The 21,560-nt window shown below is 37.0% G+C and carries 10 protein-coding genes and 1 pseudogene; 7 read left to right on the top strand and 4 right to left on the bottom strand.

The features are described from left to right. Window positions 1-24: 24 nt before the first annotated feature. Complete coding sequence (gyrB, locus tag ACFIL3_RS01585; protein WP_375611371.1) at window positions 25-2,457, bottom strand: DNA topoisomerase (ATP-hydrolyzing) subunit B; 2,433 nt, start codon at window positions 2,455-2,457, stop codon at window positions 25-27. A gap of 1,228 nt (window positions 2,458-3,685) precedes the next feature. On the opposite strand from gyrB, the gene ACFIL3_RS01590 reads away from it, so the two are divergent. Next, window positions 3,686-4,591 (top strand): transporter substrate-binding domain-containing protein, encoded by a 906-nt coding sequence (locus ACFIL3_RS01590; RefSeq protein ID WP_375632130.1) that lies wholly within the window; start codon window positions 3,686-3,688, stop codon window positions 4,589-4,591. 11 nt (window positions 4,592-4,602) lie between these two features. On the opposite strand, the gene ACFIL3_RS01595 is transcribed toward ACFIL3_RS01590, so the two are convergent. Further along, window positions 4,603-6,135, bottom strand: a complete 1,533-nt coding sequence (locus ACFIL3_RS01595) for a YifB family Mg chelatase-like AAA ATPase (protein WP_375612798.1) — start codon at window positions 6,133-6,135, stop codon at window positions 4,603-4,605. A 408-nt stretch (window positions 6,136-6,543) separates the two neighbouring features. On the opposite strand from ACFIL3_RS01595, the gene ACFIL3_RS01600 reads away from it, so the two are divergent. The 3 genes and pseudogenes from ACFIL3_RS01600 to ACFIL3_RS01610 form a co-directional block, all read left to right on the top strand. Beyond that, window positions 6,544-8,508: an autotransporter assembly complex family protein gene (locus ACFIL3_RS01600; protein ID WP_375628501.1), complete on the top strand. Its 1,965-nt coding sequence runs from the start codon at window positions 6,544-6,546 to the stop codon at window positions 8,506-8,508. Beyond that, window positions 8,508-13,166: a translocation/assembly module TamB domain-containing protein gene (locus tag ACFIL3_RS01605; protein WP_375628500.1), complete on the top strand. Its 4,659-nt coding sequence runs from the start codon at window positions 8,508-8,510 to the stop codon at window positions 13,164-13,166. The genes ACFIL3_RS01600 and ACFIL3_RS01605 overlap by 1 nt, the downstream gene beginning before the upstream one ends. A gap of 438 nt (window positions 13,167-13,604) precedes the next feature. Beyond that, a pseudogene (locus ACFIL3_RS01610) lies at window positions 13,605-13,882 on the top strand (integrase arm-type DNA-binding domain-containing protein); the annotation flags it as partial. Between the two features lie 719 nt (window positions 13,883-14,601). Here the strand turns inward: ACFIL3_RS01610 and ACFIL3_RS01615 are convergent. After that, window positions 14,602-16,368, bottom strand: a complete 1,767-nt coding sequence (locus ACFIL3_RS01615) for an ABC transporter ATP-binding protein (RefSeq protein WP_375681787.1) — start codon at window positions 16,366-16,368, stop codon at window positions 14,602-14,604. A 593-nt stretch (window positions 16,369-16,961) separates the two neighbouring features. Next, window positions 16,962-17,480, bottom strand: a complete 519-nt coding sequence (gene infC / locus ACFIL3_RS01620; protein WP_026500140.1) for a translation initiation factor IF-3 — start codon at window positions 17,478-17,480, stop codon at window positions 16,962-16,964. Window positions 17,481-17,676: 196 nt separating this feature from the next. On the opposite strand from infC, the gene ACFIL3_RS01625 reads away from it, so the two are divergent. The 3 genes from ACFIL3_RS01625 to dapE all read left to right on the top strand — a co-directional run bounded on the left by ACFIL3_RS01625 (window position 17,677) and on the right by dapE (window position 20,629). Continuing rightward, complete coding sequence (locus ACFIL3_RS01625) at window positions 17,677-18,456, top strand: alpha/beta hydrolase (RefSeq protein ID WP_375612802.1); 780 nt, start codon at window positions 17,677-17,679, stop codon at window positions 18,454-18,456. A 31-nt stretch (window positions 18,457-18,487) separates the two neighbouring features. After that, window positions 18,488-19,234 carry a M48 family metallopeptidase gene (locus ACFIL3_RS01630; RefSeq protein ID WP_375611379.1) on the top strand — a complete coding sequence of 249 codons (747 nt, stop codon included), beginning with the start codon at window positions 18,488-18,490 and terminating at the stop codon, window positions 19,232-19,234. A 222-nt stretch (window positions 19,235-19,456) separates the two neighbouring features. Next, entirely contained in the window at window positions 19,457-20,629 is a 1,173-nt protein-coding gene (gene dapE / locus ACFIL3_RS01635; RefSeq protein WP_375611380.1) for a succinyl-diaminopimelate desuccinylase, read from the top strand. The last annotated feature ends 931 nt before the right edge of the window (window positions 20,630-21,560 follow it).

The following is a 21,560-nucleotide window of genomic DNA, read 5'->3' on the forward strand; positions in this document are numbered from 1 at the left end:
ACAGCCAAAAACAGAAGAGTACCTTTAGATATCAAGATTGGCAACGCTTAAGGCATTGTCTTGAATAAAAATACGTCTAGGTTCAACTTCATCACCCATGAGACGAGAAAAGAGTGAATCTGCATCGGTTGCATCATTAATCTTTACTTGTAAAAGAGAACGTGCATTGGGATCAAGCGTTGTTTCCCAAAGTTGTTCAGCATTCATTTCCCCAAGACCTTTATAACGTTGAAGAGTAACACCTTTTTTACCGTTTGTAAAAATGCTCTCTAAAAGGCTCATAGGACCAAAAATACGCTCTGTTTTATCTTTGCGACGTAAAAGAACAGGAGGATGATATATGTCGATAAAATTTTGGGAAATGCGATCAATTTGGCGTGCGTCAGTTGAATTTATAAGTCCCACATCAAGCGTAACAACATCTTTAACACCACGCAAAATACGCTCAAAACATAAACTTCCATCTGCTGTATATTGTCCACTCCAACCTTGTTCCATATCATCAGCAATCAGATTAAGGCGGTGTGCTGTAGTATCTGCTATTTTTTGCGCTTTTTCTTGTGTTGCAAAGACTTCAAGATTAAAAGCGCCAGCAATTGCTGCTTGTTCAACAATATTACGGTCATAACGGGTATGAAGACCATTTAAAAGTTGACGTAATATACGAGCATCTTTAGCGAGTTGATACAAATCAGCCCCTGCACGAACTTCTCCCGTTGAAAGCTCAAGCGTTGTTTCTTCTAATCCAGTATCGATCAAGAATTCTTCAAACGCTGCTTCATTTTTAATATATTGGGAAGATTTTCCACGCGATACTTTATAAAGAGGAGGCTGAGCAATATAAAGATGTCCACGTTCAATCAACTCGGGCATTTGTCTAAAAAAGAAAGTGAGCAGCAGAGTACGAATATGGGCTCCATCAACGTCCGCATCCGTCATGATAATAATCTTATGATAACGTAATTTATCCGGCGAAAATTCATCCTTACCGATAGACGTTCCAAGAGCTGTAATAAGTGTTCCAATCATATCAGATGAGAGCATGCGGTCGAAACGTGCTCGTTCAACATTGAGGATTTTACCACGAAGGGGTAAAATTGCTTGATTTTGACGTGAGCGCCCACTTTTTGCTGAACCGCCAGCCGAATCCCCCTCGACAATAAAGATTTCTGATTTTGCGGGATCTCGTTCTTGGCAATCGGCAAGCTTTCCTGGTAGAGAAGTGATATCAAGCGCCCCTTTTCGTCTTGTGAGTTCACGTGCTTTGCGTGCTGCTTCACGTGCTGTTGCAGCTTCTACCACTTTACTAATGAGAAGTTTTGCTTCATGAGGATGTTCTTCCAGCCATATTGAAAGACCTTCATTGACCAAACTTTCAACAATAGGGCGCACTTCAGAAGAGACTAACTTATCCTTTGTTTGTGAAGAAAATTTTGGATCAGGAACTTTGACAGAAAGAATAGCTGTTAATCCTTCACGGCAGTCATCACCGGTTAAGTTCACTTTTTCTTTTTTAGCAATACCTGAAGATTCAGCATAGCCATTAATTTGGCGTGTAAGGGCACTTCTGAAACCTATCAAATGCGTTCCACCGTCACGCTGAGGGATATTATTGGTAAAACACAAGACCTTCTCATGATAGGAATCATTCCACCACAGGGCAACATCAACGCTCATACCATCCTTTTCACTTGCAATATAAATAGGAGTATCAAGCAGAGCTTTTTTTGATTGATCAATATATTTCACAAACTCTATTAATCCACCTTCATAATGCAATTCAACGGATTTAATATCAGCATGACGCTCGTCAACAAGAAGAATATAAACCCCAGAATTTAGAAAAGCTAATTCCCGTAAACGACGCTCTAAAGTTTCAAAATCAAACTCAACCATAGTAAAGGTTTCAGAGCTTGGTAAAAATCTAATTTCTGTTCCACTTTCTTGATCGCAATCGCCAACAACTTTTAATGGAGCATCAGCTACCCCGTGGGTAAATGATATTTCATGAATTTTACCATTGCGTTTGATTTGCAATTTAAGCCAAACGGATAATGCATTCACAACAGAGACGCCAACACCGTGTAATCCGCCTGAAACTTTATAAGAGTTTTGATCAAACTTTCCACCGGCATGAAGCTGTGTCATAATAACTTCAGCGGCAGAAATACCTTCTGTTGGATGGATATCTGTCGGAATTCCACGTCCATTATCACGAACAGAACAAGAACCATCAGCATGGAGTGTGACGTTTACAAGAGTTGCATGACCGGCTAAAGCTTCATCGATAGCATTGTCTACAACTTCATAGACCATATGGTGTAACCCCGATCCATCATCAGTGTCACCGATATACATACCAGGACGTTTGCGTACAGCATCAAGACCTTTGAGAACTTTGATAGAAGCGGCATCATAGTTATTGCTTTGTGCTGGTGAGGTTATTTCATCACTCATAAGTTAGTCCATTCCTGTGTTCAATTTACAATATTTTATCCGCTTTTTTTAAAGCTCAATGTTCTGATCAGTTATTTATGGAATAACCACATTAAATATTTACCGTATATCAGATCTAGATTCAATATCTGTCGATATATAATGGAGAGAATGATAAAATGATAGTGTACTGCTATGCTGTAAAACACTAGGGCGGTGATATAAGGCGAATAAACACTTATGACTTATACAAAAAGCTGTTTCATAAACGATGCTATTTACTTTGTTTATTTTTGCATATGCGTAATGTTTCAGAATTAGTTATGCATTTTTGTGTTACACTAATAAAGGTCTCACTTGTTTTATCCATAAATCAATTTTTCAATCCTAATTCTACCATATATTTAAAACAAAGGTTGCGAGCTCTCTAAGCAGTTCAAACTTTTGTATGTTAGATTGAGGCGAAAATATTGTGTATATTGGTTTGTGTCATCTTTAAAATGTGAAAAAAGCTTCATTTGAGGAAAATATAAATGCGTAAATGTAAAAACACGTTTCCACGATCATCTTTTATATTCAACTTTACAATTTAAAAAAACGTCTACGGTGATGTTTTTGAATAATGAGGGTAATGACGAATTATCTTACGCTTTTGTTTCTTGCATTCTCGTGAGGTTGCATCGCTCATTCAAAACAAAACGCCATTGTACTGTTTATTCACGCGCTTTTTTAAGGAGCATCTCTCAATGTTCCCAAACTCATTTTACAACGATGTTTGAATAGTATAACGCAAAATACCCTGTGAATACTACAAGATTTATGTCCCCCATCTTTCCCATCGTGACAATAAAGTGCAAATCAGAATCATCATTTTATTTTTCAGCTCTTAAATGTTGATGCAACCTTAATGTTGAGAAAACCCTCGGCATTTGAGGGGTATTTTTACTCTTTTCTTCAATATATCTATATACTTCCCAGGTTGTGATACGCAAGGAAATGGTCTTAATATTTTAAGATACGCAATAAAGTATATACAGCTTATTTCTTATATTAAAAAATTAAATCGCTTTTCTCTAAAATTACTTTTTATATATTCATTTTGGAAAATTAACATCAGAAATCTAAGCATTTTCAATGGTTTCAAAAATAGCAAGAATTTTATTTATTAAACGCCAGATATTTTGGTGAAGTGCGTTAGATAATAGTTAAGAAGTGTTGCATCTTAGTTTTGAAAAATGGGGGAGAGATTTTGAAAATAAAAAAATCTATATATGTGAAACATCTTCAATTGCGTTTACAGTACTTTTTATTCAATAATCCATACAATATTTTTATTCGTATTTTATTTGTAGCGGGGGGGGTTCTATTTTCCTCTTACGCAGAAGCTGAAAGGTTGCCTTCTTTTTTTGATTCGCATGAACATTTGGTACAACCTGATACAACGGATATCTTTCGTTTGCGTTTTGTAACAACTTTTGATTTTCCTCCTTTTAATTTTATTGATCAATCGGGGTATCTTGCAGGTTATAATATCGATTTATTGCGTGCTATTTGCTCAAAATTAAAATTAGAGAAGCTTTGTGAAATAGAAGTGATTCCTTGGAAAGAGCTTGTAGAACATGTTAAAAATGGTGGTGCAGAAGTCATTATTGCGGGTTTAAAAGAAACAAGTAAAACCCAGCAAGATCTTGTTTTTACAAAGTCATATTTGCGCTTTCCAGCGCGATTTGTTGCTTCTCGACGTTTAAATCTCGATGAGCCAATAAGCGATCAATTGATACATTTAACCAGTGGTGTTTTGTCTAAAAGTGTTCACGAAAAACTCTTTCAATATTATTTTCCTAAAGCCAAATGGCAAGGGTTTAAAAAGAGAGAAGAGCTCTATAAAGCATTACAAGAGCGTAAAATTGACCTTATTTTTGATGATGGATTTGCTTTATCATTATGGTTCAAAAAACAAAAATCTGTTGATTGCTGCCATTTTGTTGGGGGGGCATATATGGCGCCACAGTTATTGGGGCAAGGAATGCAGCTTGCTGTTGCAAAAAAGAATGAAAAATTGGTTGATATACTCAATTATGCGCTGAAATCTCTAGAAGAGGATGGTAAACTTACAGAACTTTATTTGCGTTATTTTCCAATAAGTTTTTATTGATGAGTAGTTTTTTAATTAAGGGCTGTTAATCTTTCTGCGCCTAGTCGATAGGAAATAGCTTCTGCGAGATGATAGCGTGAAAGAGTATCTGATCCGTCAAGATCAGCAATTGTGCGTGCAACTTTGAGAATGCGATGATAAGCGCGTGCGGAGAGGTGCATTTTTTCACTCACATCTCGTAAGAGTATGGTCGCACTTTTATCAGGAATGGCAATCTGTTCTATAATTTTGGCAGGGCAATCGCCATTGGTACGAATATGATCAAACCCCATTGTTGAAAAACGTTTAGCTTGAATGGTACGGCACCGTGCGACGCGTTTGGCAACGTCGCAGCTTTTTTCTGATTGTTCTGGTTGCATAAGGTCCATAGCCGTCAAAGCAGGGACATCAATCCGTAAATCAATTCGGTCAAGCAGAGGACCAGAAATACGGGACTGATAATCGATTTGACAGCGTATCCCTTTAGGGCAAACATGGTCTTTTTCGCCTGCCATACCACAACGGCAAGGATTCATTGCGGCAATAAGTTGGAAGCGAGCAGGATAGCTAATATGGTGATTAGCACGGGCGATAACTGACTCCCCACTTTCTAAAGGTTGACGAAGAGAATCAAGAACCCGTGGAGAAAATTCAGGCAATTCATCAAGGAATAACACACCATTATGAGCAAGGGAGACCTCTCCCGGTCGTCCTTTAAGCCCTCCACCAATCATTGCGGCCATGGAAGCAGAATGATGTGGGGAACGAAAGGGGCAATGAAGTGAAATGGTATTATGAACCGTTTCTCCTGTAATAGAAGCAATCAGAGAGACATCTAAAAGCTCACGGCTATCAAGAGGTGGCAAAATGGAAGGTAAGCGTTGCGCTAGCATAGATTTTCCAGCACCAGGGGGACCTACAAACAAAAGGTTATGGCGTCCAGCAGCACAAACTTCTAAGGCACGTTTGGCTGTTTTTTGTCCTTTGATTTCGCAAAGATCTGGAAGTTCAGTTTCGATAGTATATTGGCGCGGTTGTGGACGTTTTTGAATTTGGGTTCCTTTGAAATGGTTGACTATAGTGAGCAGAGTCTCTGGGGCAAGAATATTTATTTCTGCATTTGCCCATGCTGCTTCAGGTCCACATTGGAAGGGACAAATCAGTCCTTTATCGAGTGATAAAGCTGTCATGGCAGCTGGTAAAACACCATTAACGGCGGTAAGTGAACCATCCAGTGATAATTCTCCTAAAATGACATAGTCTTGAGCTACTTCGGGAGGGAGGATTCCCATAGCAAGCATTAAGCCTACGGCGATTGGCAAATCATAATGCGATCCCTCTTTAGGCAAATCAGCTGGTGCAAGATTAATCGTAATTCGTTTAGTAGGCATAGAAAGTCCACAAGCGTGGAGGGCTGCTTGTACACGTTCACGGCTTTCTGCAACTGCTTTATCAGCTAATCCAACAATAGCCATTCCTATTTTACCAGACGAAATCATAACCTGTACATCGACAGGGACTGCTTCTAGACCGCGAAAAGCAACAGTTGTAATACGTGCGATCATTTATTTATTTTCCCCCTTTAGACTTGGTAGAGACAATCATATCTATTTATAAAAATCAAGAAGCATCTCTATAGCTTTTTTTATAGAGAGAACTATATACGTGGGCAGTTTTTTAGCATTCCCATGGAAAGTCATTTGTACAAATTTAACCATGATGATATGGGACGCAATAAAACATTTATAATAAGCTAAATAAATATGTTAAGAAAAAAAGAATGAGGCTGTTCGTGTTATACAACAGTGCAAAATTTTATGAAAATATAAGGGGAGGATAACGTTATGTATCGCAGAGTGTTATTTGATGTGATAAAACGTGTAAAATGTGCAAAGTAATTATATTTACCTTTCTTATTTTTATATTATTTAAAGCGTAGTAGATGCAAAGTGTATTATAAGGTATCTGATTTTATGGTATACCAGACAAGAATTTTGTTAAAATCAGGGACTGTGCGCTGTGTATTTATAGGCTTGTGTTTTACTTTTTCTTTTCCACAGCCACTTGCTGCATTTGATTTTTTCGGCATCCCTTTTTTTGGTCAAAAGAAAACAAATTCTTCTTCACATTATACCAAAAGTACAGAGAAATTTTATAAAGTTGATGTTGTTGCACCGCCAGGTGCACCATTAGAAGGTATAAAAATAGTTAAATCTGTTTCTTCTCTTGTTGCTGATAAAGAGAAAGCATCCGCCAGTTCTTCTGGTTTGCTCGCCAAGGCGCGTTCAGATTATCGAGCAATTCTTTCTGCTCTTTATGCTGATGGACGCTATGGTGGTGTTATTAGTATTAAAATTAATGGCTTAGAAGTCGCTGATTTAAGTCCGGTAACTCAACTTCCAGCACAATCGAATATCGTTATTACAATTAATGCTGGTCCACAATATGTTTTTAGTATTGCCAATATTGATAAAGTAGCTCCGTTTGAAAAACGTAAAGCGCATAAAATGCCCACAATTGAAGAATTGGGCTATAAATTTGGGGCTATTGCTAAATCTGAAACCATTTTGAAAGCAGAAAAATGGGCGATAGAAGGATGGCGGCAACAAGGTTATGCTAAAGCTAAAATTATGAAGAGTGAAGTCGTGGCTGATCATGCTACATTGCGTGTTGAAGGACGGATTGTTGTTGGTCCTGGACAAAAGGCTTATTATGGTCCTTTAAGTGTGCGTAATATAAGTAAGAAACCACGTGTAGATTCAGCTTATATCGCGTGGATGACCGGATTGAAACCAGGGCAGATATACGATTCTGATGCGTTAGCTAAGGCAAATGAACGTCTTGCGCGCCTTGGTGTTTTTCGTGCTATCAATATACGTGAGGCTGATACTATTAATCTAGATGGTAGTTTACCGCTTGCACTTGTTGTACAAGAACGTAAACCGCGTCGTTTTGGTGTAGGCGGTAGCTATTCAACTTTAGACGGTGCTGGTTTTGAGACTTATTGGATGCATAATAATCTTTTGGGTCATGCAGAGACTCTTAAAATTGAAACAAAAATAAGTGGTGTTGGTAGCAATAAAAAGCAATCATATAATTTTAAAAATTTTGATTATCTTTTCGGTGGTACATTTGTAAAGCCCGGTGTACTCACGCCAGATACAGATTTCAGATCAGAATTAAAAATACAACAAGATGTTTTAGAAAATTATACGACAAAAGCCATCAAAGGAAAATTAGGTATTACGCATATTTTTAATGGTAATCTATCGGGACAGGCTGCTGTAGAAGTTTCAAATGGTTATTCACGTGATATCTATTTTGGGAGCCGTAATTTTACAACAATCGGTTTCCCTAGCGGCTTGATTTACGATAGTCGTAATAATAAGTTTAATGCAACAAAAGGTTTATATGGTGAAGTTTTCATTGAGCCTTTTTATGAGATGCGTTTTAGCAACTTTGTTGCAAAAGTAACAGCAGAAGGTCGTTCTTATTGGGCGTTGGATGAAGGGGATCGTTTTGTTGTTGCTGCGCGGGCAAAGCTTGGTACAATTCTTGGGAATGATACAGCACAAGTACCCGCAAATACGCTTTTTTTTGCTGGTGGTGGGGGCTCTGTTCGTGGTTATGCTTACCGTAATATTGGTATCAAAACAGAAAATGATGGGGTTGTTGGTGGACGGGCGCTTATTGAGGGGTCAGCAGAATTGCGTGTTTCTTTAAATGATAAAATAGGGTTTGTCAGTTTTCTTGATGGAGGTTTAGTAGGGAAAAAGGCGAATTTTGATTTTTCTCAAAAAATTAAATGGGGAGCCGGTATAGGAGGTCGTTATATGACGGGTCTTGGTCCTTTACGCGTTGATTTAGCCTTTCCTTTAAAGAGAGAGAAGGGTGACCCTCGCATTGGTTTTTATGTGGGTATAGGGCAAGCATTTTAATGAAAAAAGGTGTACGTTTATCAGCTTTCTTCTTTGTATTTTTGTTTTTTGGGGTGGGTAGTTTTGTTTTTGCGCAAAGAGGAGACATTCTTCCCTCTAGCGAAATGAAAACAGATGATCGCTCATGGTTTGTTTCTTTAATTGAACGAAAGCTTTCAGCGCCTAATCGTCAAGTTCGTTTACACAATATGCAAGGGACACTGTCTTCTCAAACATCAATTGATACTATTACTGTCAGTGATAAAAAAGGGGTTTGGCTTAAAATTACCAATGCTAAAATGGATTGGAATCGTCTAGCGTTGCTGAGAGGGCGGATGGATATTAACCAGCTTTCGGCAGAACAGGTTACATTTTTACGCAAACCGCAAGGCAATTCTTCTTTTGTTTCTTCCCTTGAGACTGGTAAATTCTCTTTACCAAAATTACCGCTTGCTCTTTCTATCAATACGCTTACAGCTCAACATGTGACATTTGAACAGAATCTTTTTGGTTTTTCTGCTGATATGTCCTTAAAAGGCAATTTCACCTTGGCTGGTGGTAATTTTGATGTCGATATAGCGGCGCATCGTTTAGATGCACCGGGTTCTTTTTCTGTTCTCACCAAGATATCTGATAGTAATCGTACAGCTCAAATTGATATTTCTGCTAACGAACCACAAAATGGTATTTTGGCGAATATTTTTAACATTGAACAACGTCCAGCATTAAGTCTCGTCGTGAAAGGTGATGGTACTTTTGATGATTTGGTTATCAAACTTTCTTTAGAGTCCGATCATCATTCTATTTTAGATGGTAATGTTATTCTTGCAAGTGTTCCAGAAGGACAGAGTTTTTCTACGAAATTAGAGGGAACACTGAGCCCTTTAATACCTGTTCAATATCGTAGTCTCTTCGAATCTGATATAACATTAAAAGCAAAGGCAAGAAGAACAAAAGAAGGTGTGACACACCTTGATCAGATGGTTATTCAGAACAAAGCAATGAATGTTATAGCCAATGCTGAAATAACCGCTGATGGATTCTTGCGACGGCTTTTTGTTGATGGCAAAATGGCTCTTGATAACGAAAAGGAGTCTATTCATTTACCTATATCAGAAGTGCCAAAACCTGCGAATACTCTTGCTTTGAACATTGACTATGGTCGCGAAGGTCAACAATCTTGGAATGGGCGGTTGGTTGTAAATCATTTAAGCAATAAAAATATTTATATTCGCGATGCAATTTTTGATATGGGAGGAGTAAGCGAAAATCTTGATAATGCAGCTTCTCGTCATGTTGGTGTTCAGGTTAAAGGGACGCTTCAAGGGGTTAAAAAGATTAAGGGAGCGTTAGTAGAAAATTTAAGCCAAGCGGTTCATGTGCATTTAGATACGGATATTGTTTCGAACAAACCAATTTTGATTCATGATCTGAGTGTTACGGCTCAGGGTTTTTCTTCTTGGTTAAAAGGGACAATGGAGAATTTTGTTTTTAAAGGCGATCTCGGTTTAAAAGCTCAAACATTAACTCCTTTGGAAGTGTTCAGTAAACAATCACTTTCTGGTAATGCAGATATTAAAGCCAAAGGAACGATCAGTTTATTGAGTGGCATTTTTGATCTCCAATTATCAGGAATGGCTGACGATATGAAAATAGGCGTGCAGTCTTTTGATCGTTTATTCAAAGGAAATACTACTCTTTCAGGTGGCACTGCTCGAAATACAAAGGGCTTCACTTTACGTCATTTTAATTTGAAAAATCAATATACAAATATAGAGGCTAATGGTTATTTTTCAGATGAAAGCGCTAAAATGGATCTATCTGCTCAAATATCTGATTTGTCCAAATTAGACTCAAAGATAAGCGGTGCACTTACAATTCAAAGTACGGCGAGAGGGCGCAATAGCCATATAAAACTAAATACGCGTGCCCATATTTCTGAAGCATTAATTGTAGGGAAGAAACTTCAAAACACAACATTTAACATAGATGCATTTGTAGATAATACAGCACCAGTTACTTCTTTAACAGGGGTGGTAAAGGGTGAAGGAATTTTTGCTAAGAAACCTTTGCATTTATCGGCCTCTTTTGAAGATTCTCATAAAATTCGAAAACTTGAAAATATCGATATTAGAGGGGGAAGTGCAAAAATAACGGGTGATCTTTCTCAACAACTTGGCGGTTTTTTGAAAGGAGCGCTGCATATTGATGCCGATGATATTTCCGTACTTTCAGCGTTATTTTTGCAGGATGGTAGTGGAAAAGTAAAAGGAGATTTTATTTTTGATGAACAAAATGGCAGACAAAAAACCAATGTGAAGGCGCATGTTAACCATTTGAATTTTTCCAAGAATAAAATAAAAAAATTGGCAATAGATGCTGACATATTCGATCCTTTTGGCATGACTCAGTTTGAAGGAGTTATCAATGCAGAACATATTCAAACACCTTTGGTAATGGTCAATCGTTTAAATGCTCACGCTGATAGGAATAATGGACAAACGGTTTTTACTGTCCAGGCGATGTTGCATGATACTCTCAATGCAAGGCTTTCTGGTCGTTTAATGGTTGAGGAACTTCCAGAAAGTATAAAACGAGAAGTGCAAATTGAAGCTGTGGACTTAAAACAACATACTTTTCATGCAACATTGCCGAAGCCATCTATAATTTCTTTTGATAAAGATGGAATGACAATCAATGAATTAGGAATTGCAATAAATGGAGGCAACATCATTTTAGCAGGAAATATTCAAGATACCCTGAATTTACAACTTACAATGAATGCGCTTCCTGCTGCTTTAGTCAATCTGTGGAAATCCGATCTTGGAGCAGCAGGGAGTGTAACAGGGCAGGTTATGATTCGTGGTCATTTAAAAAAACCTGATATAACTTACGATATAAAAGGTGAGGGACTGACAACCGTTGCTTTTCAAGATAAAAAAATTATGCCTTTTTCTCTTTCTGCTACGGGAAATACTGTAGATCAAAATCTTACTTTGAATGCAAATTTAACAGGAGAAGGAGTACAAGCACAAGCTCAGGGGCGTGTATCTCTAGAGAAAAATGCGCTTGATCTTCATATTAATTTGCAAAATTTATCTGCACGTTTGGCGAATGGTTTTATTGCAGGACAAGCGCTTGATGGGACAGTGATAGGTAAAGTTGATATTGGTGGAACAATGAAGGATCCATCTGCTCATTTTGAGCTTTCTAGTCAAAATTTAACCGCTATGACGCATAAAGGACCGATGTCAATCAATATAAATGCTCGTGGTTCTTATAAAAAATCGACATTTCATATTGAAAATATGATAGCTACTGGAGATAAAGGATTAGATCTTTCCATCCATGGGCCTGTATCTCTTAATGGTTCAGAGGCAAAATTAAACGTTAAAGGGATAATGCCTCTTGATTTTGTTAATCTCTTATTAGCTAAGCGTGGTGCACATATAACGGGTACAGCAAGAATTGATACAGCTCTTAATGGGTCATTATCAAAGCCACAATTGATAGGAAATATTTCTATAGGCGACGGTAGCTTTTTTGATTCACAAACAAATGTAGGATTAAATAATATAACAATTGAAGGCAAATTGAAAGGTGATCATATCCTTATAGAAAAAGCTTCAGCTTCTTCGTTTGAGGGGGGAGGAATTTCTGCTTCAGGTCGTATCTCTAATGGTCTAGAGACAGATTTGATATTTCATCTTGATAATGCCAATTATAATGATGGTTCTATGATTCTGGCAACATTATCAGGTGAGATGACAATGACAGGTCATTTTTTAAATAGTCTTGTTCTTGGTGGTGATATCATCGTTGAAAAAGCTGAAGTTTTTGTTCCTGATCATTTTAAAAGTGCCAAGTTTCTTGATGTTAGAAATAAGAATTTAACTAAATCGATTCAAACAACACTTGAACGTGCTGATGTTAAGAACACGAACAAAAGCAAAAGCCGTATAGTTACACAAGAATCTTCATCTGTCGTGCTATCAAACATGCGTATTACAGCACGCAATCAATTTTTTGTACGCGGAAAAGGCTTAGATGCTGAACTGGGAGGACGCATTAATCTAGCAGGTCCATTGAATGATGTGCATCCAGTTGGTGAATTTAGAATGATTCGTGGACGTTTTGATATCCTGTCGCAACGTCTTAATTTTGATCAAGGACAAGCGAGTTTTAGTGGTAATCTTAATCCTACGGTTTATTTTGTAACCAACAATAACAGTGGTGATATTCGTGTCACTGTAACTGTAAGTGGGACGGTTGATAATCTTGATATTAATTTTTCATCACAACCAAATTTGCCTCAGGATGAGATTTTGGCGCGTTTGATTTTTAATCGCTCTCTTAATGAATTATCACCATTTCAGATTGCTCAACTTGCAGCAGCAGCGGCTGATCTTGCAGGTAGTTCTAATACATCTTTGTTGAATACTTTACGAACTAAAATTGGACTTGATGATCTTGATGTTATCGTTAATGAGAAGGGGAATACAGGCTTACGTATTGGACGCTACATACACAATAATATTTATTTGGGTTTTGAAGCAGGGTCTGATGGAACGACGAAAGGGACAATTAATTTAGATATTTCGCGTCATCTCAAAGCTAAAGGTGCCATAGGAAATGAACAAAATTCTAGTATAGGTCTCTTTTATGAAAGAGATTATTAAAGATTGAATTTTAAAAAAACAATTTCTTCGTTTTGTCTCTCATTTCTAAATCTGAGGAAGGAGGCATAGACTAGAAATCCTATAAAAGAAGAAGCTTTTTGTTGAGGCGTGAAGAGATATATCTGAAATATTCGATTTTTGTTATGCTATTCTCTAAAGGGACAAAATCTTCACGAAAGATAGTATGTTATTTTGCTGCTATATATTTATTTTAGAGAAGTACCTTACCTTGTTTTCAAGCCCATATCATGCTGTTGCCTAAAGAATGGAGTCTGTGCAATATATTGATTTATAAAGATAATTTATTGTTATTCAACTTGAATTAGAACTTTGCATATCGTACGAATCTCTTTCGTATTGAATCAATCAAAACCATTCGGTTTGTATACTACAAGCGGAGAATCCTGTGTGGATAAAACTATTAAGAAATGACTAAAAATGCCTCTTATGAATCATCTCGAGAGCTAAGAGCTGTCGCAACATTAGGAGTTGGCAGAATAGTGTGAATGGTGCCAGCTTGTTACTCCATAAGCGTAAAGATAGGGCAGCTTAATGGATTTATCATTATACAATTCACGGACGTTATCGCGAAATGGGCTTGGGGAAGACTTTGAGAGAGGTTTCTTTAAAACAAGCAGGTGAATTTGCAACACAATGGCATTCTGTTTTTACGTGAAGGACATGATTCCATTAAAGACCGTCAAAAACGTGAGGCAAGCAGAGAATTCATAAGATATCGATTTTATTGTCAAACGCATTTAAAGCAATATTTTTTAATAATAAAAATTACCTATTATTTTAGATTTTGTTTATTGTGTCTGGAATAAGATCACTTTTCTTATAACGAATAGCTCCCCAAACAGAATACTCCAAAATATAACATTATTGTGTTGCAAGTTTATGTACTTGTTTTAAAGGAACATTTCTCAGTGTGCGCTTGAGTCTATTTCATAAGATTGCTTGTGAAATGGTATAAAGTATCTCTTATGAATGGTATAAAATCTACACTACCGTTATTAATAAAGGTATAAGTATTTACTAAAGCTATAAGCCGGCATTATCATTCTATTTTCCAGCTTCTCATGTTGCTGACAATCTTTTCACTTGAAAGTGTAGAGGTATTTTTATTGCTTATCTTAAGAGTTTTTATGCATATACCAATATCTCTTATGACGTACAACAAGCGCTTTTGATTGATTCATCATAAATATAAAGAAAATTTGCAATAAGCAAATTACATCTTATCTTTTGCATTCAACAAAACAACGAGTAAAGTTTTCATCTAAATCCAAGAATTTTATTTTCAATAAACCATAAATTCTTTACCAATTCTTGATTGAAGTAATGCTTTTTCTTGATAACAAGTCTTTTTTTATAAATGGAGCATTACCTTCTATCCATTTTTTATTTCAAATCTTATTTAAGGATCTAGAAATTAGGGGGTATGTTTTTTGAACTGGATATTATGAAGTTTTTTATAAAACCCATGTTCTTTTGCGAGCAATTCTTTTTGAGTACCTTGTTCAATCAGTTGTCCATTTTGTATGACCACAATTTTATGAGCACGAGCAATCGTTGAAAGGCGATGAGCAATAATGATTGTTGTGCGTCCTTTAGTAAGGTGGTGAATGGCTTCATTAATTTGTGCTTCGGTGTGTGAATCGAGCGCACTTGTTGCTTCATCAAGAATCAGAATTTCACTATCGTGAATCATTGCTCTAGCGATAGCGAGTCGTTGTTTTTGCCCCCCTGAAAGATTACAGCCATTATCACCTATCTGTGTATCATAACCATTTGGCAAACGCATAATAAAGTCATGAGCATTTGCTGCTTTTGCTGCTTCGATAATTTCGTCATCACTAGCCCCTTCTTTTCCAAGCCCGATATTATATTTAACAGTTCCTTGAAAGAGAAAAGTATCCTGTCCTACATAGGCCATCAGGTTTCTCAGAGAGCGAAATGTTGTGTAGCGGATGTCTTGATCATTAATTAATATGCGTCCTTTTGTGGGATCATAGAGTCGCATAATAAGGTTAATAAAGGTAGACTTTCCCGAACCTGATGGTCCCACCAATGCTGTCATTTTCCCAGCTTCTATTTCTAGGTTGATGTCTTTCAATACCATTTTGTTCTCAGTGTATGCAAAAGAAACGTGTTCGAAGCGAATAGCTCCTTGCGTTTTATTCAGATCTTTAGCTTCTTTATGTTCTATAACTGTAAGAGGATGGTCGAGTATTTCAAACATCGTGCGGATATTGACCAATCCAGATTCAATTTTTACACGTACATTTGCTAGTCTTTTTGCGGGCTCATAAGCTAAAAGTAAAGCAACAATAAAAGACATAAATTCACCTTGAACACCTGCGCGTTGGGTTGCAAGGTAACCGGAAAAACAGATAATACCAGCAATGGCAACACCTGTGAGTGTTTCCATAATCGGATTGGTAATAGCTTCGAGTGTTGCAATACTGTTTGTTTGTTTTTCAACATCACAAATGGCTTTGTCCATCCGTTTTTTCATGACTTCTTCTAGTGAAAAGGCCTTGATGATTCGAATGCCAACAGCCGTTTCCTGTACGATTTTGATAATTTCACCAAGTGAAAGGAGCTCTTTTTCCATCAAGCTGCGAACGCGTTTTAAAGCCATTCGAACGCCTAAAAAAGCTAGTGGTCCTACGATTAAAGTAATGGAGATTAACACAAAGTTTTGAATGAACATGACAAGCAACAGACCACTAACGGAAAGCAAATCACGTACAAAAGTTGTGATAATAGTATCAATTATATTACGTACGGCTGTCGCGTTATGAGTTACACGAACAAGAAGATCAGATGAAGTGTTATTATGATAAAAAGAGACTCCTTGTTCCATAAGTCGTGCAAAAATTTTACGCTGTTGTTCAGCAATGATACTATTGCCTGCTTTGTTTAGAAAGTAAGTTTGGAAAAAAGTTGCAACTCCTTTGAGAATAAAGATAAAAGCAATGAAGCTAGAAATCAAAACAATCATAGGAAAATTTTGTGCATCAATAATCTGATTAACAACATCCCGCATAATCCATGCACTGGTTGCTGTGGTACAAGAAATGATGATCATTGAGAAGATAGCTGCACTGTACCAACGCATATGTTTACGAAAATTTTCTCGCAAAAGGCGGATAATAAGATGTTTGTCAAAAGAGGAAATTTGTTTTTTAGCCATGAAGAGCTTCTATATTCTCTCATTATTTTATGCAAGATTGAAACACTCTTAATTAAAAAGCCCCTTAATCTTTTTTACAAAAATAGCTTTTTCTTTCAAGGTTCATCACATCAATTTCACGACGGTGAGAGTGAAGAATGTAGTGCAAAGTTTCTGTGAAAGGTATAACGAAAATTCGTTGTTCATCATTATTTTTAGTTTTCAATAAAAGGTACCGGCGAGTTTCTCTATTGTATTTACCAATTTCCATATTGTGATAGTCTTTGGCACTTGAAATGGTTCACAAAAAACATTTCTGCTTTTTTAATAATTTTATGTATCATCTCCATTTGTGATGTGTAAGCAAACAATTTTGCCGCATTGCATGATAAGAGAGATTGAAATAAGAAGACCTTACAATGTTTGAGCTTTCTCATTAATATGCAAAATAACGAATTCTTCTTATAAATTGATAAAGCATTATTAAACTCTTAAAAGGATTTATACACATTTATAAAACCTTAAAAGCACCACAAAAATTCTATGTGGTGCTTCTAAATTATAGCTATACGCTCATTTGATGAATTGCATGCGAATATTATTCCAATGCAAAACTATTTAGGTGCTATCACCATCATCATTTGCCGGCCTTCAAGCTTTGGCTCCAATTCGATTTTGGCAATTTCACTTGTATCTTCTTTTACACGCTGAAGAAGCTTTAATCCAAGATCTTGGTGAGCCATCTCACGACCACGAAAACGCAAAGTAATCTTTACTTTATCACCATGATCAATAAAGCGATGAACAGCCTTGAGTTTAACTCCATAATCATGGACATCAACATTTGGGCGCATCTTAATCTCTTTGATTTCGATGACTTTTTGCTTCTTACGTGTTTCAGCAGCTTTTTTTTGGGTTTGATATTTTAATTTTCCCAAATCGATGATTTTACATACAGGTGGCTCCGCATTTGGTACAATTTCAACCAAATCAAGTCCCGCATCTGCAGCCATAGCAAGAGCTTCTTGTATCGCAACAACTCCCTGATGTTGTCCCTCATCATTGATAAGCTGAACATGAGGTACCCGAATATCCTGATTTGAACGTGGTCCGTCTTTTTGGGTAGGTGTCATTTTAAACGGTTTACGAATGGTTTATGCTCCTTAAATTTTGATTCAACTACAGTTAATTTAATATACAATTATGTACCTAAAAACAACTATAATTCGTGTTATTTTCATTATTTGATTTATTACTTTTTGGAATGATTTAGATTATAAAAGTTTTTCTCTTAATTTAAAGAAATTGTTTTATAGAGGATAAAAAATCATGGATCAAAATATTCCTTGTCAGTTTTTTTCATTTGAGAACACCGCACTTGCAGTACGCTATCGCAAGGGGCGCCAATCTCCAGGTTTGGTTTGGCTTCCTGGCTATCAATCCGATATGTTAGGAAGTAAGGCAACGTTAGTTGATCAGTTTGCTCAGAAGAATGATTTGTCTTGTTTACGTTTTGATTATTCTGGACATGGAGAATCTGAAGGTGATTTTTTTCAAGGAACAATTTCGCGTTGGGTTAAGGAAAGTTTAGCGACTTTTGAAACCTATTGTGAGGGTCCACAAATTTTGATTGGTTCCTCTATGGGGGGGTGGATTGCGCTAAGGCTTGCAATGATGCTAGCACAGAAAAATAAGAAGCTTGCTGGCATGATATTGATTGCTCCAGCACCTGATTTTACACAAACATTGGTGGAACCAAAATTAGGCCCAGAAGAATGGAAGATTTTGGAGGAGAAAGGCTATATTGAACGACCTGCAGTTGATGATACAGAGCCAATGCCCTTTACAAAAACATTGATTGAAGATGGGCGCGAAAATTGTGTTATGAAAGGATGCATTGATGTTGGATGTCCAGTCCATATTCTACAAGGGATGGAAGATGAAGATATCCCCTATCAGCATACATTGACTTTACTTGATCATTTACCTCTCCATGATGTAACATTGACACTTGTTCGTGATGCGGATCATCGCTTTTCTCGTCCACAAGATTTAGATTGCCTTGAAACAGTATTGAGATCTTTTATTAATCAGATTAATGCAAAGTAAGGGGTACATTTATTGATGAAGATAAAAATATATGAGCATTTCTAAACAGCATTTTATTTTTTCTGAGCGCTCTGTACCTGTACGGGTGCGGGAAAATAAGTATGCGCGCCGTCTTACCTTACGTATTGATGCCAGAAGTCAGGAGATTTGTGTAACAACACCACCAGCAATAAATCTCTATGCGGTTGAAAATTTTATTGAAAAGCATCGATCTTGGATTGAGGCACGTCTTGCTCATGTACAAATCTCTCATAAAAATGCTTATCTCAAAGAGGGGGCGACAATTCCCTTATTGGGTGTTTCTCATACCATAAAGCATAGAGAGGGACGTGGGGTAACAGAAATCATTACAGCAGATGCGGAGCAAGGGCCTGAAATTATTGTTTATGGTCAATTAGAATATCTCCCAAGACGCATTGCTGACGTTTTGAAAAAACAAGCGGCGCTTATTATAACGCCTTTGGTGGCACATTATGCTCATCAGGTAGAGCGTAAAGTCAAATCCATTTGTTATAAAGATACGAGAAGTCGTTGGGGCTCTTGTTCAATCGATAAGCGTCTTTCTTTTTCTTGGCGCCTTATTATGGCACCAAAAGAAGTTGTTGAGTATGTTGTTGCCCATGAAGTTGCTCATCTTGTTGAAATGAATCATGGGCCAAGATTTTGGGCTCTTTGTGAAGAGCTATGTCCTGATAGTAAAACATATCGTGCTTGGTTGAAAGAAAATGCTCCTAGACTGCATGCAATTAATTTTGATTCATATAATTTAGAGGCGTAAAAAACTTTCAAATGAAGGCAATATTTAACGGAACTTTTTGTTGAGTGTTTTGTTGAGTGTGTGCTTGCTCATGTATAATGAGGAAGCCATTGAAGCTCTCAGCACGATTGTTCTCCCCTGCTTGGTTTGCTGAGTGTCTTCAATGTTTTGCTTTATCTTTTTTGTAATTCAGCGTAATAACCCTAAGTTCCGATGACTTATAAAAAAATGGGAAGGTTTTTTATGTCTGTTCTTACAGATCCACTTCAGCTATTACAGGCACTTATTCGTTGTCCTTCTGTTACACCTCATGAAGCAGGGGCTTTATCAACTTTGGAACAATTTTTGAAAAAAATGGGATTTCACGTCGATCGCCCTGTTTTTACGGATAAAAATACAGATAATGTTGAAAATCTTTATGCAAAAATGGGGAGTGAAGGACCCCATCTTATGTTTGCGGGTCATACGGATGTCGTACCGCCAGGTGCATTGGAAGATTGGACTTACCCACCTTTTGAAGCTGTTATAGATCAGGGGAAATTATATGGGCGGGGTGCTGTTGATATGAAGGGTGGTATCGCTTGTTTTATTGCGGCTCTAGCGCGAGTTCTTGAGAAACGACCCATTAAAGGAAGGGTAAGCCTTTTAATTACTGGTGACGAAGAGGGGCCTGCTGTTAATGGTACGGTAAAACTTCTCAAGTGGGCAGAAAAAAAAGGCGAAAAATGGACTGCGGCTCTTGTGGGAGAACCAACAAGCGTAAAGACTGTTGGTGATATTATCAAAATTGGTCGCCGCGGATCGATTTCTGGTGTCATTACCGTGAAGGGTCGTCAAGGTCATGTTGCTTTTCCAGAGAGGGCTGCCAATCCCTTGCCTTTGGCAAGTAAGCTTATTCAAGCATTGACACAAATCGTCTTAGATAAAGGGACAGAAAATTTTCAACCCAGTAATTTAGAGCTAACAAGCATCGATACCGGTAATTTAGCGGTCAATGTTATCCCAGCGCAGACAACAGTTCATTTTAATATACGCTACAATGATCTTTGGACAAAAGAAACACTGATGAAGGAAATTGAAAAGCGTCTTGCTTTGGTGCAATCAAAAAACAATGGTGATCAATATCCCTCTTATCAGCTTGAATGGATTCCAAGTTTAGGAGATGTTTTTTTGACCAAAAATGATAAACTCATTCAAACTTTATCCAATGCTATTAAAAGTGTAACAGGGAATATACCAGAATGTTCCACTTCTGGTGGTACTTCAGATGCGCGATTTATTAAGGATTATTGCCCAGTGGTTGAATTTGGCTTACCAGGGCAAACGATGCATATGGTAGATGAGTGTGTAGCCCTTGATGCAATGGAAACACTTACTACTATTTATGAGCGTTTTATTATTGAATTTTTTGCATAAAGAAAAGGTTGCTGGTTCAAAAATACCTTTATCTTGTTGTGCCATAAGATATTGCCATTTATGGTGTGGTGATACGAGACTCGTAAAACTTAATATATTAAGTAGTCTTAGAGTAAGTAATGAATATTCTTAAGTTGGGATTCTTGCCTGTAGAGTCTTTAAGTTAAGTGAATTACATAATTGAAAAGCCAAAAGAGACCTGCTTGAAGAAGCAGAACTGTTTAGACCATATTGGATTGAAAATATTCGTTCTTTAAGGTGTAGAAAGGCGGTGCAATCATATATGGAAAACAATGAATATTATATCATCATTGTGTAGTGACAGGTTGAAGCCATGAAGACACACAAAAACATGCTGCTATTGTAAAAAGTTCGTACAACATAAATGCGCTCATTCACAGCTCATGTTTTAATATGGTTTCTGAGCTCTCACAAAAGGCACTTCTTGTTCCAATTAGACTCTCTTAGAATAAAGACTATAGGAAAAGCGCTTTAAGTTTATTTTATTTCATATATTTTGCTCTGCTTTTTTTGTCCCCAAGAACTTCCGTTGCAATATCATTACGAGATAGAAGGTGAGGTTATTTAATCAGCTTTAATATTGGTTATGATAAAGGTACACAGAAATTCTTTTGTAGCATCACGTTGACTTCTTTAGCCAAGGATTGTCCTAGTATTATTCTCAATTTTTTAATTAAATAACTTTAAAGGACGCGTATAGACACTTATAAGCATATACGCATACAAGTAAGATCATATGAGATTAACATCGTTTCACTCGCTAACAAAGCAATACCGATTCATATTTAGTATATTTGTCATTTGAGTGCATTATTTGTTTAGTAAAGCTCATGATGTTGCTGTTACCTATAAATTAATACCGATCATACGGCCGCGTATCTCAAATAAATATTGGTTCAGTATTTTTTGC

Origin of the sequence: Bartonella sp. CE47NXGY, from assembly GCF_042195415.1 — a bacterium.
GTDB lineage: Bacteria > Pseudomonadota > Alphaproteobacteria > Rhizobiales > Rhizobiaceae > Bartonella.